The 13,488-nt window shown below is 56.7% G+C and carries 13 protein-coding genes; 7 read left to right on the forward strand and 6 right to left on the reverse strand.

All coding sequences use genetic code 11. From position 1 onward, the window contains the following. Positions 1-105 precede the first annotated feature (105 nt). The gene (locus ACR0MP_RS08260; RefSeq protein WP_010442474.1) at positions 106-312 is read right to left on the reverse strand and encodes a cold-shock protein; all 207 of its coding nucleotides are present in this window, start codon (positions 310-312) and stop codon (positions 106-108) included. Between the two features lie 327 nt (positions 313-639). On the opposite strand from ACR0MP_RS08260, the gene ACR0MP_RS08265 reads away from it, so the two are divergent. Further along, on the forward strand, positions 640-1,167 hold the full coding sequence (locus ACR0MP_RS08265; protein ID WP_480886336.1) for an REP-associated tyrosine transposase: 528 nt from the start codon (positions 640-642) through the stop codon (positions 1,165-1,167). Positions 1,168-1,368: 201 nt separating this feature from the next. On the opposite strand, the gene ACR0MP_RS08270 is transcribed toward ACR0MP_RS08265, so the two are convergent. Further along, positions 1,369-1,905: a hypothetical protein gene (locus ACR0MP_RS08270; protein ID WP_170514035.1), complete on the reverse strand. Its 537-nt coding sequence runs from the start codon at positions 1,903-1,905 to the stop codon at positions 1,369-1,371. A gap of 52 nt (positions 1,906-1,957) precedes the next feature. Further along, complete coding sequence (gene ettA, locus ACR0MP_RS08275; RefSeq protein WP_480886337.1) at positions 1,958-3,625, reverse strand: energy-dependent translational throttle protein EttA; 1,668 nt, start codon at positions 3,623-3,625, stop codon at positions 1,958-1,960. A 138-nt stretch (positions 3,626-3,763) separates the two neighbouring features. Here ettA and ACR0MP_RS08280 point away from each other — a divergent pair, with 138 nt between their 5' ends. From ACR0MP_RS08280 to dacB, 3 genes are all read left to right on the forward strand, one after another. Continuing rightward, positions 3,764-4,234: an MOSC domain-containing protein gene (locus ACR0MP_RS08280; RefSeq protein WP_170408277.1), complete on the forward strand. Its 471-nt coding sequence runs from the start codon at positions 3,764-3,766 to the stop codon at positions 4,232-4,234. A 32-nt stretch (positions 4,235-4,266) separates the two neighbouring features. After that, complete coding sequence (locus ACR0MP_RS08285; RefSeq protein ID WP_480886338.1) at positions 4,267-4,887, forward strand: nicotinate-nucleotide adenylyltransferase; 621 nt, start codon at positions 4,267-4,269, stop codon at positions 4,885-4,887. A 67-nt stretch (positions 4,888-4,954) separates the two neighbouring features. Next, positions 4,955-6,433 (forward strand): D-alanyl-D-alanine carboxypeptidase/D-alanyl-D-alanine endopeptidase, encoded by a 1,479-nt coding sequence (dacB, locus tag ACR0MP_RS08290; protein WP_170408275.1) that lies wholly within the window; start codon positions 4,955-4,957, stop codon positions 6,431-6,433. Here dacB and ACR0MP_RS08295 read toward each other — a convergent pair. Both ACR0MP_RS08295 and ACR0MP_RS08300 read right to left on the reverse strand, forming a co-directional pair. Then, on the reverse strand, positions 6,430-6,852 hold the full coding sequence (locus ACR0MP_RS08295; protein WP_170395941.1) for a tellurite resistance TerB family protein: 423 nt from the start codon (positions 6,850-6,852) through the stop codon (positions 6,430-6,432). The genes dacB and ACR0MP_RS08295 overlap by 4 nt on opposite strands. A 325-nt stretch (positions 6,853-7,177) precedes the next feature. Next, complete coding sequence (locus tag ACR0MP_RS08300; protein ID WP_480893724.1) at positions 7,178-8,080, reverse strand: LysR family transcriptional regulator; 903 nt, start codon at positions 8,078-8,080, stop codon at positions 7,178-7,180. Between the two features lie 154 nt (positions 8,081-8,234). Here ACR0MP_RS08300 and ACR0MP_RS08305 point away from each other — a divergent pair, with 154 nt between their 5' ends. Further along, positions 8,235-9,809: an arylsulfatase gene (locus ACR0MP_RS08305; protein WP_480886340.1), complete on the forward strand. Its 1,575-nt coding sequence runs from the start codon at positions 8,235-8,237 to the stop codon at positions 9,807-9,809. A 93-nt stretch (positions 9,810-9,902) separates the two neighbouring features. Here ACR0MP_RS08305 and ACR0MP_RS08310 read toward each other — a convergent pair whose 3' ends face one another. Continuing rightward, complete coding sequence (locus ACR0MP_RS08310) at positions 9,903-10,652, reverse strand: SDR family oxidoreductase (protein WP_170736652.1); 750 nt, start codon at positions 10,650-10,652, stop codon at positions 9,903-9,905. Positions 10,653-10,770: 118 nt separating this feature from the next. Here ACR0MP_RS08310 and ACR0MP_RS08315 point away from each other — a divergent pair, with 118 nt between their 5' ends. Both ACR0MP_RS08315 and ACR0MP_RS08320 read left to right on the forward strand, forming a co-directional pair. Continuing rightward, positions 10,771-11,649, forward strand: a complete 879-nt coding sequence (locus ACR0MP_RS08315) for a LysR substrate-binding domain-containing protein (protein WP_480886341.1) — start codon at positions 10,771-10,773, stop codon at positions 11,647-11,649. Between the two features lie 236 nt (positions 11,650-11,885). After that, entirely contained in the window at positions 11,886-13,460 is a 1,575-nt protein-coding gene (locus ACR0MP_RS08320; RefSeq protein ID WP_480886343.1) for a lysine--tRNA ligase, read from the forward strand. The last annotated feature ends 28 nt before the right edge of the window (positions 13,461-13,488 follow it).

The following is a 13,488-nucleotide window of genomic DNA, read 5'->3' on the forward strand; positions in this document are numbered from 1 at the left end:
GTCAATCACCGGGGAGGAATAACCCGATTGTGATGTATTCCCTATGCCACACAATCAACAAGGGCATAGCGGAGTGGGCGGGAAAAATCCCGCCCTTTGAACGGCTTAGGCCAGTTCGATATTGTCGGCGCTTTCGCGGCCGTCACGACCAGCGCGCAGCTCGTACGTGACTTTCTGGTTGTCGGCCAGACCGGTGAGGCCCGAACGCTCGACTGCCGAGATGTGTACGAAGATGTCTTTGCCGCCATCTTCGGGTGCGATAAAGCCATAGCCTTTGGTGGTGTTGAACCATTTTACGGTGCCTGCGGGCATATCCGTTGTCTCCTGTTTAGTGCTGCCCACGTGGATGCGGCAGCCCGGCGTCGTTGTCTGTATCGATAGACTGAGCGCCGTAGAAGGAGACTGCAGGTCGAAATAGAAAAACGTAAGCCTCATGGATATGGCATCGGTCAGGCGGTGTGGCAAGGGCGGATTGTACGGTTTGTACAGGGGTTTGAGGGGCAATCGTCCGACTTGTACAAGAATCCGCCGATGGTTTTGGTTATTGGTTTGCGTGCCAATGATAAGGCCCGGTTATTTGTCTGGCGCGTCGGAGTGGCATTCAGAATCCGTTAACCCTGGTCATGATCAAGTTGCAGCATGAGCGATTATCGACGCGTCCGCATTCCCGGAGCCAAGTATTTTTTCACCGTGTCTTTGGCCGACCGGTCGTCGGATTTGTTAGTGCGAGAGGTGGCGCATTTGCGGGCCGCCTTTGCAGTGACCCAGAGGGAGCGGCCGTTCTGGTGCGATGCGTTTGTTGTGTTGCCGGATCATTTGCACGCGGTGTGGACCTTGCCGCCAGGGGATGCGGATTATTCGACGCGGTGGCGGTTAATCAAAAGCCGATTTGTGCGTGCCGTCGGAGAATTCGGTCCGCGAAGCGAGTCCAAGGTTGTCAAACAGGAACGCGGGATTTGGCAACGCCGATTTTGGGAGCACACCATTCGGGACGAACGAGATTACCGCAATCATGTGGTTTATTGTTGGGGCAATCCGGTCAAACATGGGTTGGTGGAGCATCCAACCGATTGGCCGTATTCGTCGATTTATCGTGATATCCGCGCAGGCCGGGTTGATCCGGAATGGAGTGGCGTTGTCACCGAAGGAGCGTTTGGGGAAGCGTAGGATGGGTGATTTCACCCATCAATTTATGTGGTGGGATATTGGAGAATTGAGGAGTGATGGGTGCGAGCACCCATCCTACGCTTGCTGAAGCCCGGCATCCACCATGAACCTTGGATTAACTGGTTTGATTCCATTCAATAGTAAATAAATTTGAAGTCGCGGCTGTTGCGCGGCTTGCCGGGCTGAAGCCCGGCCTACTTGCTATTTTTCTAGAAGTTCCGCACATGTGTCACCGATTTTGCGATGGTTTGCATCTAGATTTCCTCGGCGATAAAAATCCTCGACCAAGCCAGCTGCGAAGCAGGAAACAAATGCACCCTTTTGAGCCTGCTCTATCGAAAATCCGTCCTCAACCAACTTGTCGTGCAATCTGGAAACAGACACAATGTAAACGTCAGAGTCCAACGTTTCGCCGAAAACCCTGCTCGATAACTGATAGAAATGCGTATCAACAATTGACAAGACAGTTTGGAATGAACTGTACAGTTTTGCCGGAACAAAATCGATGTCTTCGCGGTTTTCGATGAAAGCAACAATCACATCAGACATTTCTGGATCTACCCATTTGTCTGAGAAATCAAACTTCTCCTGCTCACCGTCGTGCTTCTGCAAGAAATAGGTGAAATCCGCTGGCGCGGCAAAGGTGGTGACCCTCTTTGGCGCTTCAGCCAATGCGCCACTTGCGCCGCAAACTAGGAAAGCAGAAATCTGTGCGCAGCGCGTCGCAAACCTAATCATTAAGAAAGCATCCCCAATTCTGCTTTTTCAGCAATACAGCTGCCACCCAGCCTCACCGCGCAAACTTCTTATGCTTCAATCGCTTGGGCTCCAGCGCGTCTGGTCCCAGACGGCGCTTTTTGTCTTCTTCGTAATCCTCGAAGTTGCCCTCGAACCATTCCACATGGGCGTCACCCTCGAAGGCCAGAATATGCGTGCAGATGCGGTCGAGGAAGAAGCGGTCGTGGGAAATCACAACGGCGCAGCCGGCGAAATCGACCAGCGCGTCTTCCAGCGCGCGCAGGGTTTCGACGTCGAGATCGTTGGTCGGTTCGTCGAGCAGCAGGACGTTGCCGCCCTCTTTCAGCAGGCGGGCCATGTGGACGCGGTTGCGCTCACCACCCGATAGCAGCGAGACCTTCTTCTGCTGGTCGCCGCCCTTGAAGTTGAAGGACGAGCAATAGGCACGGGAATTGATCTGCGCGTCACCCAGTTGGATGATCTCGGCACCGCCGGTGATCGCCTCCCACACGGTGTCGTTGTCTTTCAGGTCGTCGCGGGACTGGTCGACATAGGACAGCTCGACCGTGTCGCCCAGCGTGATGGTGCCGCTGTCGGGCTGTTCCTGACCGGTGAGCATCTTGAACAGGGTCGATTTACCTGCACCGTTGGGGCCGATGACGCCAACGATGCCGCCGGGGGGCAGGGCAAAGTCCAGCCCTTCGATCAGTTGCTTGTCGCCCATATGTTTCGACAGGCCCTCGACCTCGATCACCTTGCCGCCAAGGCGCTGGCCGTTGGGAATGACGATCTGGGCGCGGGTCAGCTTTTCGCGTTCGGACTGCTCGGCCAGTTCGTTATAGGCGTTGATCCGGGCCTTGGATTTGGCCTGACGGGCCTTTTGGCCCTGACGCATCCATTCCAGTTCGCGTTGCAGGGTCTTCTGCTTGGACTTGTCTTCGCGGGCTTCCTGCTCCAGCCGTTTGGCTTTTTGTTCCAGCCATGCGGAATAGTTCCCCTCGTACGGAATGCCGCGACCGCGGTCGAGTTCGAGGATCCAGCCGGTGATGTCGTCCAGGAAATACCGGTCGTGGGTGACGATGAGGATGGTGCCCTTGTAGTCGATCAGGTGCTGTTGCAACCAGGCGATGGTCTCGGCGTCGAGGTGGTTGGTTGGTTCGTCGAGCAGAAGCATATCGGGCGCTTCGAGCAGCAGCTTGCAGAGCGCCACGCGGCGTTTCTCACCACCCGATAGGTTTGCGATGTTGGCATCGTCCGGCGGGCAGCGCAGCGCTTCCATCGAGACATCGATCTGACTGTCGAGGTCCCACAGGTTTTCCGCGTCGATCGCGTCCTGCAGGGTGGTCATTTCCTCCATCAGCTCATCCGAGTAGTTCTCGGCGATCTCCATGGCAATCTCGTTGAACCGGTCGACCTTGGCCTTTTTCGCGGCCACGCCCAGCATGACGTTCTCGCGGACGGTCAGCGATTCATCCAGTTGAGGTTCCTGCGGCAGATAGCCGACCTTGGCGCCCTCGGCGGCCCATGCCTCACCGGTGAAGTCGGTGTCGAGGCCCGCCATGATCTTCATCAGCGTCGATTTACCCGCGCCGTTGACACCGACAATACCGATTTTCACGCCGGGCAGGAAGCTCAGGTGGATGTTTTCAAAGCACTTCTTGCCACCGGGATAGGTCTTGGAGACACCCTGCATGTGGTAGACATATTGATAGGCGGCCATGTCGCGTCCTCTGGGTCGGGGAAATCAAGTTGGAACGCTGGATATCCGAGGCGAGCGGGCGGGGCAAGCTGGTGGTATTGTGAATTTTCTGTGGTCGTTTGATCCGGTAGAACCAACACGACAAGGAGTGGTGGGGTTTTGGCAGAACTTGCGGAACTGATTGCCGGTTGGGCGCAACCGGGCCGGGTGACATGGATCGGTGTACGTCCTGGCCGCAGAGCGGAATTGGATGGGCGCAACGAGGTTTGGGTCTCAGCCGATGGGCTCGACGGCGACCGCAGCCGGGCGGGCAAGCGGGCGGTGACTTTGATCCAGCAGGAACATCTGGCGGCGATTGGCTCTTATCTGGGGCAAGGATCGGTTATGCCTGAGATCCTGCGGCGCAATCTGGTGGTTTCGGGGATCAATCTGGCGGCGCTAAAGGGGCGGGAGGTGCAGGTGGGGGAGGCCATTTTACGCTTTACCGTGATCTGCGCTCCATGCAGTCGGATGGAGGAGGCGTTGGGCAAAGGCGGCTATTCTGCTGTGCGGGGGCATGGGGGTTGGTGTGCCGAAGTAGTGCAGCCGGGGCAAGTCAGGCTTGGCGATGTGGTGCAGCCGATTGATTGACAACACCTCTCAGTTCTGAACATCAGCAGAGGATGGAACGCAGTACCATTCCATATGCGGGGCCCGGGCAGGTCGTGGGGTTGTTCGGAGGGTCATTTGATCCTCCGCATCAAGGTCATGTGCATGTGACGCGCGAAGCGATGAAGGCGTTCGGGCTGGATCGGGTGTGGTGGCTGGTGTCGCCGGGCAATCCGTTGAAGGAGCGGGGGCCTGCGCCTTTGGCGCGGCGGGTTGCGGCGGCGCGGGACGTGATGCAGCATCCGCGCGTTGATGTGACGGATATTGAGGCGCTGACGGGGACGCGGGCGACGGCGGATACACTGGCGGCGCTGCGGCGACTTTATCCGCAGGTTCGGTTTGTATGGCTGATGGGGGCCGACAATCTGGCGCAGTTTCACCGCTGGAAAGATTGGCGACAGATCATGGACAGCGTGCCGGTGGGCGTTGTGGCGCGGCCTGGGGACCGGATTTCTGCTCGGATGTCCCCGGCGGCTCGGCTTTATGCCAAGTACCGTATCGACGGGCAGGCGCGGCATTTGCTGGGGCGGGCGGATGCTCCGGCGTGGTGTTTTGTGAACGTGCAGATGGTTGACGTCAGTTCGACCGAGTTGCGCAATCGCGGGAATTGGAGCGATGGGGTGTTGCCCGAATGACTCCACTTGGCGCATAATCTTAATCAAGTGATTGTCTGCATTTAAGCTCTGGGATTCTAATAGACCCATGGTCGATCGAATTTCGCGTCGTTTGTTTCTGGGTGGATTAGGGGCGTCTCTGGTTCCGGGCACAGGTCTGGCCGAGGCGCCTTCGGTGTCTCTGCGCCCTGTGCTGCGTGGCCCGCAGCCCAGCGGGGCTGAGCGACTGGTTCAGGCGGCGGGGTTGAAGGGCGAGGTTGTTTTTGCCGTGGCCGACGTGGAAACCGGAACGCCGCTGGAGGTGTTCGGCGAGGGCCAAAGCCTACCACCAGCCAGCGTCGCCAAGGCGCTGACCGCGCTTTATGCGCTGGATGTGCTGGGTCCGGAGTATCGGTTCGAAACCCGCTTGATCGCGGATGGACCGGTGGAAAATGGTATTCTGAAAGGCGACCTGATCCTTGCGGGTGGCGGTGATCCGCTGCTGGATACAGACGCGCTGGCCACAATGGCAGCCAATCTGCGCAAGGCCGGGATCACCGAGGTGAAGGGCGCGTTCAAGGTCTATGATGGTGCGCTGCCCTACGTCTTCAGCATTGATCCGGGGCAGCCGGATCATCTGGGCTATAGCCCGTCGATCAGCGGGATTTCCCTGAATTTCAACCGTGTGCATTTCGAGTGGAAACGCGAGGGCACCGGCTATGACGTGACCATGGATGCGCGCAGCGCAAGTTACAGGCCGTCGGTGGATATGGCATCAATGCGGGTCGAGAACCGCAGCCTGCCGATCTACACCTATCAGCCAAGCGCGCGGCAGGATCGCTGGACCGTGGCCAAAGGCGCGCTAGGCAATGGCGGGGCACGCTGGCTGCCGGTACGCAAGCCTGCGCTTTATGCCGGAGATGTGTTCCGCACGCTGGCACGCGTGAATGGGATCGTGCTGGGCCGGGTGCAGGTGACGCGGCAAGCACCGCAAGGGACCGAACTGGTGGTGCATCAGAGCGATCCGTTGGAAAGCATCCTGAAGGGGATGCTGAGATATTCGACCAATATAACCGCCGAAATGGTGGGTTTGGCGGCCACCAAGGCGCGCGGGGTTGCGCCGCAGAGCCTTGAGGACTCGGCCGCAGAAATGAACCTATGGGCGGCAGAGCGTTTTGGCGCAGATGGGATCGCGATGGTCGATCATTCCGGACTTAGCGGTTCCTCACGTATGGCCCCCTTCGGTCTGGTCAATACGCTGGTGGCGGCGGGGCAGTCAGAGGAGCTGCGGCCGTTGCTTCGGTCCTTTACGCTGGCCGACAAAAACGGGCAGCCGGTCAAGGATCATCCGATCAAGGTCGACGCAAAAACGGGTACTTTGAACTTCGTCTCGGGTCTTGGCGGTTACATGACAACGGCAGATGGAGTGGATCTGGCCTTTGCGATCTTCACCGCCGACACCGCGCACCGCGCCACGATCCCGCGTGCGTCGCGCGAGCGCCCGGACGGGGCGCGGGCCTGGAACCGACGGTCTCGCACTTTGCAGCGCAATCTGATTGAGCGGTGGGGTACGCTCTACGGCAGCTAGGTCGTATGCCGCGCCCGTGCCCCGCGTTCGATAGCGGCAGCGTGCAGGCGGTCGATGCTCAGCTCGTATCGGATTTCTTCCAGCAGTCGCAATTCGGTTTCGGCCAGAGTGCCGTCAGCGGCGGCGACATCACAGGCCAGCGCGTAGGCGGTTTCGTTCAGGCGTTCGGGCAGGTTGTCACGGATCAGTCCGAACAGGGCATCCAGCCCGTCCACCTGCTCAAACAAATCAAACACGATCTGCGAGACGCGGCGGGTTCGGTCGATGTCGTAGCCTGCAAACACCGGCAGCATGTTGACCGCGCCTTCGATCTTGACCAGCTCTGCGGTTCGGATGTTCTCGTCCGAAGCGGAAATCGCCACCATGATCGCCACAAGGCAATCCTGCGGGGACATCGGATGTGGGGTTTGCTCGGTCATGGTGTCGTCCTGAATGAAACGTTTGTTGCCGCACGATAGGAGCGGGTGCAAGGAGGTTCAACTGGTAGTTTTGGGGTGCAATGAATGCGATCGATGAGGGTGGGTGATTTCGGCTGCGATGTAAACGTCCGTTGAGAGCTTACACCTGCCGTCGACCAGGCTTCTATTCTTTGCATGTGCTGCGCGTCGCGAACCAAGCGTTTCGGACTTTCACCGCCAGCATTCCAAAGCAGAACTTCGCCAAGTTAATTGGCCATACGGAAACGACCAGGCACTAGCTAAGATGCGTTTCAGTTGGGCGTTTTTCTATGCCTTGCACCGCCGGTCATGCCCGATATTTAGCAAGCTCACTCCAGAATAATTCTACAGCATCCGAAGTGTTCTGTGACTTACGCGCTGCGCAGATGTTCCACGTAAGGTTCTGTGCCATAGACACGGGTTTCACCGTCTTTGCATGGATCAGATCCGCAAATGTGTCCGCCATCCCTCCCACGATGTAGTCCGGTTCTGCCAACAATCCGGTCAGGAGGTTGTAGTCGTCGCATTCGATATGCGGCTGTGCATTCACCTTTTCGACGGCTTCAGCACCGCCACCAAGTGCTTTTGTCAAAGCGGCTTTCCAGTGTTTGTGGAGATGCGGAGATGCAAAGGGAAAATCGAATATGCCCGCCATCGTTTGCGGGCCACGCTGATGAATCTCATGGTCGCGATGTGCCACAAACTGGATTTGTTGTTTCTCCATCACCATAATCTCGACGTTGTCAGCTTCGGGTGTGTAGGTCAGGTCACCCAGGAACATGTCGAACTTTCCCGCCTGCAACAAATCAAGCGGTCGTGCGTAGGCGCTTACCAGAATTCGGAAACGAAGATCAGGCATCACTTGCCGCACTGATCGCAGGGCGGGCAGGATCAGGGTTCTCGTGGTCAGAGGCCCGCAACCGATCAGCAAAGTGCCCGGCCCGGTTTCGCGCAAAGCGGCCACGCGCGTCGCATACTGGTTCAGGTCTTCGCGCAGCGCCTGGGCGATTGGCAAGAACTCCTGCCCTGCGCGTGTCAGAGTGCTGTTGTTTCGGCTTCGATGAAACAAAACAAGCCCCGTATAGTCCTCGGCCTGCCCGACATAGCGGGACAATGATGCGTTGGACACACCCATCGCACGGGCAGCATTTTGGAAACTGCCGATTTCAGCCAATGTAAGAAAAGCGGTCAAAGAGTTTTCGTTCATCATGCCGTCAACCACATTTCAGGTTTTGTTCTTTAGATTTCACAATATGAAATTCCGGTAAAGCTCTGTTGCGACGCGAAAGTTTCGACCGCTATCCCTGATCGGACTTTCGATATTCCCTTCATCGGTATCGTCTTCTACGTTCGCAGAGGTAAAAATGTTCATTTTTCGATCTATTGTGGTTTCCGCCACGCTGGCTACAGCTTCGGTCTGTGCCCTGCCAGTTTTGGCCGAAACCGACCAGCCCAATATCCTTGTCATCATGGCCGACGATGTCGGCTGGGCCAGTCTGGGCAGCTATCATCAGGGTGTGAAAAGTATCAAAACCCCCAACCTTGACCAGCTTGCTGCGGATGGTATGCGCCTTACGGATTACTATGCACAGCCAAGCTGCACCGCCGGGCGATCTGCCTTTATCACCGGACAATTGCCTGTTCGGACGGGGATGCACACAGTCGGGCTGCCCGGAGATCTGGAAAAAGGTCTGAATGAAAAAGACCCTACTCTGGCCAACATCCTTAAATCTCTAGGCTACACCACCGGGCAATTCGGAAAAAATCACTTGGGCGATATGAACAAGTTTCTGCCAACTGTGAAAGGTTTCGATGAATATTGGGGCTGGCTCTACCACCTGAATGCGATGGAATACACCTCTGACCCCGATTGGCCCAAAGATCAGAAATTCAACGACACATTTGGCCCACGGAACATCATCCACGCCTATGCCACTGATACAATTGATGAAACCGTAGATCCACGCTGGGGGCTGGTTGGAAAGCAGCGTATAATAGACGATGGCCCAGCTCCGCCCGAACGGCAAAAAACGCTCGACGATGAGGTGACGGCCCATACTCTGGACTTCATCAACCGCGCGGTCGATAGCGACACGCCCTTCTTTGTCTGGATGGCCCCGGCCCGAGCACATGTCTGGACACATCTGAGCCCCGAATACGAGGCAATGCTGGGCGACGGGCGCGGTTTGCAGGATGTCGTAATGAAAGAGCTTGACGACAACGTGGGCAAGGTCATGGCCCGTCTGGACGAACTTGGCATCTCGGACAACACTATTGTAGTCTTCACCTCGGATAACGGCCCCGAAACCATGACTTGGCCTGATGGTGGAACAACACCGTTCCGAGGCGAAAAAGGTACGACATGGGAAGGCGGCTTCCGCGTTCCTGCTATCGTTCGCTGGCCCGGAAGAGTTTCCGCCGGGACCGTAAGCAACGGTATTTTTGCCGGTCTTGATTGGATGCCTACCCTCGTCGCCGCCGCCGGAGGACCTGACGATCTGCCTGGATCACTACTGAAGGGCTATGAGGGCTATCAGGTGCATCTGGATGGTTACAACCAACTGCCTTTCCTGACTGGCGAGGGTGAGAGCAACCGGGACGAGATTATCTACTACGAAGGTCCGGACCTGCAAGCTGTACGCCATGGTGATTGGAAAGCACATTTCACGATACAAACCGAAGGATGGGCAGGTCCAAAAGAGGAACTGAACGCGCCCCTGCTGTTCAACCTGCGCCGCGATCCCTATGAAAAGGCAGCTGAGGAGTCGGGGATGTATACCCGTTGGATGGGCAACAAAATGTGGGCCTTTGGCCCTGCTGCTAAATTCGTCCAAAACCACCTGTCTACCTTCATTGACTATCCTCCGCGGGGGTCGGACATAACCAACCAGGGCCATGTCGAAGAGCAGATATCGACCGAAGGTGGGATGTCGCAGTAGAAAACAAACCTCGGGAGGCATCACCTGTTGCCTCCCGATCTGTGTCAAGGATTTCATCGAGGGCCGCGAAAATCACGCTTCACCGCCTCTTTGCTATCGCACTGCCCGGTTCATCCCGCCGTCGGACAGTATACTCTGACCGTTGATATACCGGGCTGCATCGCTGGCGAGAAACACGCAAGCTTGTCCAATTTCTTCGAACGTTGCGGGCCGCTGAGCGGGGATTTCCCGGCGAGCCTGTTCGGACAGGTTCACGTTTTCGCAGAACCCCGGCAGCAGGTTGTTCATGCGAATGTTGTGCCGTGCATATCGGTCCCCGTAAAGCTTTGAGAAACTATGCAATGCACCACGCAGCATGCTCATGGGATAGGGCGCACGTGGTTCGATTGTGTTCATGGATGAGATATTTACGAATGCGCCACCGCCTTGTTCGATCAGAATTGGCGTGACGATACGGGCGATCTTGACGACATTTAGCACATACATGTCCAGACTTTCGTGCCATAACTCGTCGCTGAGTTCCAATAGCGGTCCGTCAAAATCAGGATCGAAACCGACGGTTTTGATGGCTTCAGGCACCGTTCCACCGTGACCCATATTACTGACGATTGCATCAATCCGTCCATATTTGCTCATGGTGTCGTCGACCATCGCTTGCAAATCATCGACATCTAATACAGAGCCGCGACGGCCAATGCCCTCAAGTTCCTCCGCCAATTCAACCGAGCGGTTGGACGGAGACATAAGCGAAACCTTATAGCCGGCTTTCGCCATTTCAATGGCACAACCCCGGCCAATTCCCTGTCCTGTACCTGTCATCAAAGCAACTTTGGTATCGGCCATGGTATGTCCTTTCTTTGGGCGCACAGTGTGTGAGGTTTATTGATCTGTGGTCAGTGTAACTGCCGGAAACAAAGCAGACCTATCGAGTTTTTGGGGCAATGCTGTTAGGTTTTCTCACATGCCGGAGAACCTTAGACATCTACGTGCCCTTCAGGCCTTTGATGAAACCGCAACCCACTCCAGCCTGTCCAAGGCAGCAGATGTTCTGAACGTCACCCACGGGGCGATCAGTCGGCAAATTAAGCTGCTGGAACTGCATCTTGGCGTAACGCTTTTTCATCGCCGCCCAAATGGGGTTGAACTGACCAGTGCCGGGGAGCTTCTGCATCAATCGACGCGCGGGGCATTTTCGGCGTTGCAACTGGGCGTGATGGAGGTGAAGCGGCTGCATCACCGCCAGTCGATTACGGTGTCGTTGTCAACATCGTTGGCGCTTAAATGGCTTGTCCCGTTGCTCAGTTCATTTCAGCAAGAACATCCGGGTATCGCGTTGCTGCTGGACACAAATGATCGATTTGCGGATTTTGATGCGTCTGAGGTCGATGTCGCCCTGCGGTTCGGGGAACCCGGTTGGGACGGGCTCTATCATGAGCAGATAAGACAAGAGGACCTGATTGTTGTAGCAGCGCCATCCCTTGTTGGTAAAACCCGACTGCCGATGCCCGCCGAGAATTTGGCTGATCTTCCACTCTTGCATGATGCCTACAATGTCGGATGGGAAAGCTGGGCTGCGCAGGTAGGGCTGGGCGCTGACCGGATCAATTCACAGAGCATCAAGTACGTGGACAGCGCGGTTCTGTTGGAGGCTGCGATTGACGGGCAAGGTGTAGCGTTGGCAAGACATCTCTTGGCGGAGAGGGATTTGGAACTTGGTCGCTTGATCCGCCTCGATGAAAGCCGGGTTCCATTGGATCGGGGGCTCTACTTCGTCTGCCGCCCCGGCGATCAGGAACGGGTCACCGTGAGAATTTTCAGGAAATGGCTTATGTCGATTTAATCTTTTGCCTTGCTTGCAAATCCGCGAGAGCGATCAACAGACTACGTTTTTCAGAATGCCGCAATGCCCCGTGCTGCGGACACTTGTAACCAAGACCAGATATGGATTGCACGCTGTTCATGCTCATAGAGGCATGAAAATCACCACCCTTTATTGACTCATACTGCACCTGCACAATAACAGGGGCCGGTCCGGGCGCATGGGGTGTCTGGCACGTTTCCCGATGGAGTATCCAAATGTCTGACCTGCGTGAAACCGCGATGACGTCCAAGGCGTGGCCGTTTGAAGAGGCGCGGCGGTTGCTCAAACGGTATAAGCAGGGCGCTCCGGAAAAGGGATATGTGCTGTTTGAGACGGGCTATGGCCCCTCAGGTCTGCCGCATATCGGCACCTTTGGTGAGGTCGCGAGGACCACGATGGTCAAGCGCGCGTTTGAGGCGCTGTCGGATATCCCGACCAAGCTGATCTGTTTCTCGGACGATCTGGATGGGATGCGGAAAGTGCCCAGCAATGTGCCGAACCCCGAGGCGCTGCAGGATTATCTGCAATGTCCGCTGACCTCGGTGCCGGACCCGTTTGGTGAATATGACAGCTTTGGTGAGCATAACAATGCGATGCTGCGCCGTTTCCTCGATACTTTCGGGTTCGAGTATGAGTTCTATTCGGCGCGCGAGTTTTACCGCTCGGGCCAGTTCGACGAGATCCTGAAGCGCGCCGTTGAGAAGTATGACGACGTGATGGCCATCATGCTGAAAAGCCTGCGCGAAGAACGTCAGCAGACCTACTCGATCTTCCTGCCGATCCATCCCGAGACCGGGCGGGTTCTGTATGTGCCGATGAAGAAGGTTTGCGCCGATACCTACACTGTCACCTTCGATGACGAGGATGGCAAGGAATGGACGCTGCCCGTGACTGGCGGCAATGTGAAGCTGCAGTGGAAGCCTGATTTTGGCGCGCGCTGGGCCGCTTTGGGCGTTGATTTCGAAATGTATGGCAAGGAACATGCCACCAACGAGAAGATCTATGACGCGATCTGCCGGGCTTTGGGAGGTCGTGCGCCTGAGCATTTCTCGTATGAACTGTTCCTCGATGAGAACGGGCAGAAGATTTCGAAGTCGTCGGGCAATGGTGTTTCGATCGATGAATGGCTGACCTATGCGCCCACCGAGTCGCTGGCCTATTTCATGTATCAAAAGCCCAAGACCGCGAAGCGGATGCATTTCGATGTGATCCCAAAGGCGTATGATGAATATCATCAACAGTTGCGGGCCTATCCGGGACAGGACCTGAAGGCTCAGCTGAATAATCCCGTCTGGCATATCCATGGTGGCGACGTTCCGGAATCCACCCTGATGGTTCCGTTTGCGATGCTGTTGAACCTGGCGTCCGTGTCTGGGGCCGAGGACAAGGAGGCGCTGTGGGGCTTTATCCGCCGTTATGCGCCCGAGGCCACTGCCGAGACCCATCCCGATCTGGATCAGGCGGCGGGCTTTGCAGTGAGGTACTTCAACGATTTCGTCAAGCCGACGCGCCAGCATCGCGCGCCGACGGATCAGGAGCGTGAGGCGCTGGAAGCATTGAGGGCGGCCTTGGAAGTCTATGACGGGCCGATGGAAGACGAGGCACTGCAATCGGTGGTCTATTCCATCGGGCGTGAGCGGTTCGATCCGATGCGCGGCTGGTTCACGGCACTTTACGAAGTGCTGCTGGGGGCGTCGCAGGGGCCTCGGTTTGGTGGGTTCATCGCGCTTTATGGCGTGCCAGAGACGATTGCTCTGATCGACAAGGCGCTGGCCGGGGAATTAGTCTGATTTGACCTGATCCAGTGTGGGGCTACCC

This window comes from Ruegeria sp. K3 (assembly GCF_056531845.1).

Excerpts from the sequence above, each read along its gene's own strand:
- ACR0MP_RS08260 (WP_010442474.1), bottom strand. The coding sequence starts at position 312 with ATGCCCGCAGGCACCGTAAAATGGTTCAACACCACCAAAGGCTATGGC.
- ACR0MP_RS08265 (WP_480886336.1), top strand. The coding sequence starts at position 640 with ATGAGCGATTATCGACGCGTCCGCATTCCCGGAGCCAAGTATTTTTTC.
- ACR0MP_RS08270 (WP_170514035.1), bottom strand. The coding sequence starts at position 1,905 with ATGATTAGGTTTGCGACGCGCTGCGCACAGATTTCTGCTTTCCTAGTT.
- ettA (WP_480886337.1), bottom strand. The coding sequence starts at position 3,625 with ATGGCCGCCTATCAATATGTCTACCACATGCAGGGTGTCTCCAAGACC.
- ACR0MP_RS08285 (WP_480886338.1), top strand. The coding sequence starts at position 4,267 with ATGGAACGCAGTACCATTCCATATGCGGGGCCCGGGCAGGTCGTGGGG.
- dacB (WP_170408275.1), top strand. The coding sequence starts at position 4,955 with ATGGTCGATCGAATTTCGCGTCGTTTGTTTCTGGGTGGATTAGGGGCG.
- ACR0MP_RS08295 (WP_170395941.1), bottom strand. The coding sequence starts at position 6,852 with ATGACCGAGCAAACCCCACATCCGATGTCCCCGCAGGATTGCCTTGTG.
- ACR0MP_RS08300 (WP_480893724.1), bottom strand. The coding sequence starts at position 8,080 with ATGATGAACGAAAACTCTTTGACCGCTTTTCTTACATTGGCTGAAATC.
- ACR0MP_RS08305 (WP_480886340.1), top strand. The coding sequence starts at position 8,235 with ATGTTCATTTTTCGATCTATTGTGGTTTCCGCCACGCTGGCTACAGCT.
- ACR0MP_RS08310 (WP_170736652.1), bottom strand. The coding sequence starts at position 10,652 with ATGGCCGATACCAAAGTTGCTTTGATGACAGGTACAGGACAGGGAATT.
- ACR0MP_RS08315 (WP_480886341.1), top strand. The coding sequence starts at position 10,771 with ATGCCGGAGAACCTTAGACATCTACGTGCCCTTCAGGCCTTTGATGAA.
- ACR0MP_RS08320 (WP_480886343.1), top strand. The coding sequence starts at position 11,886 with ATGTCTGACCTGCGTGAAACCGCGATGACGTCCAAGGCGTGGCCGTTT.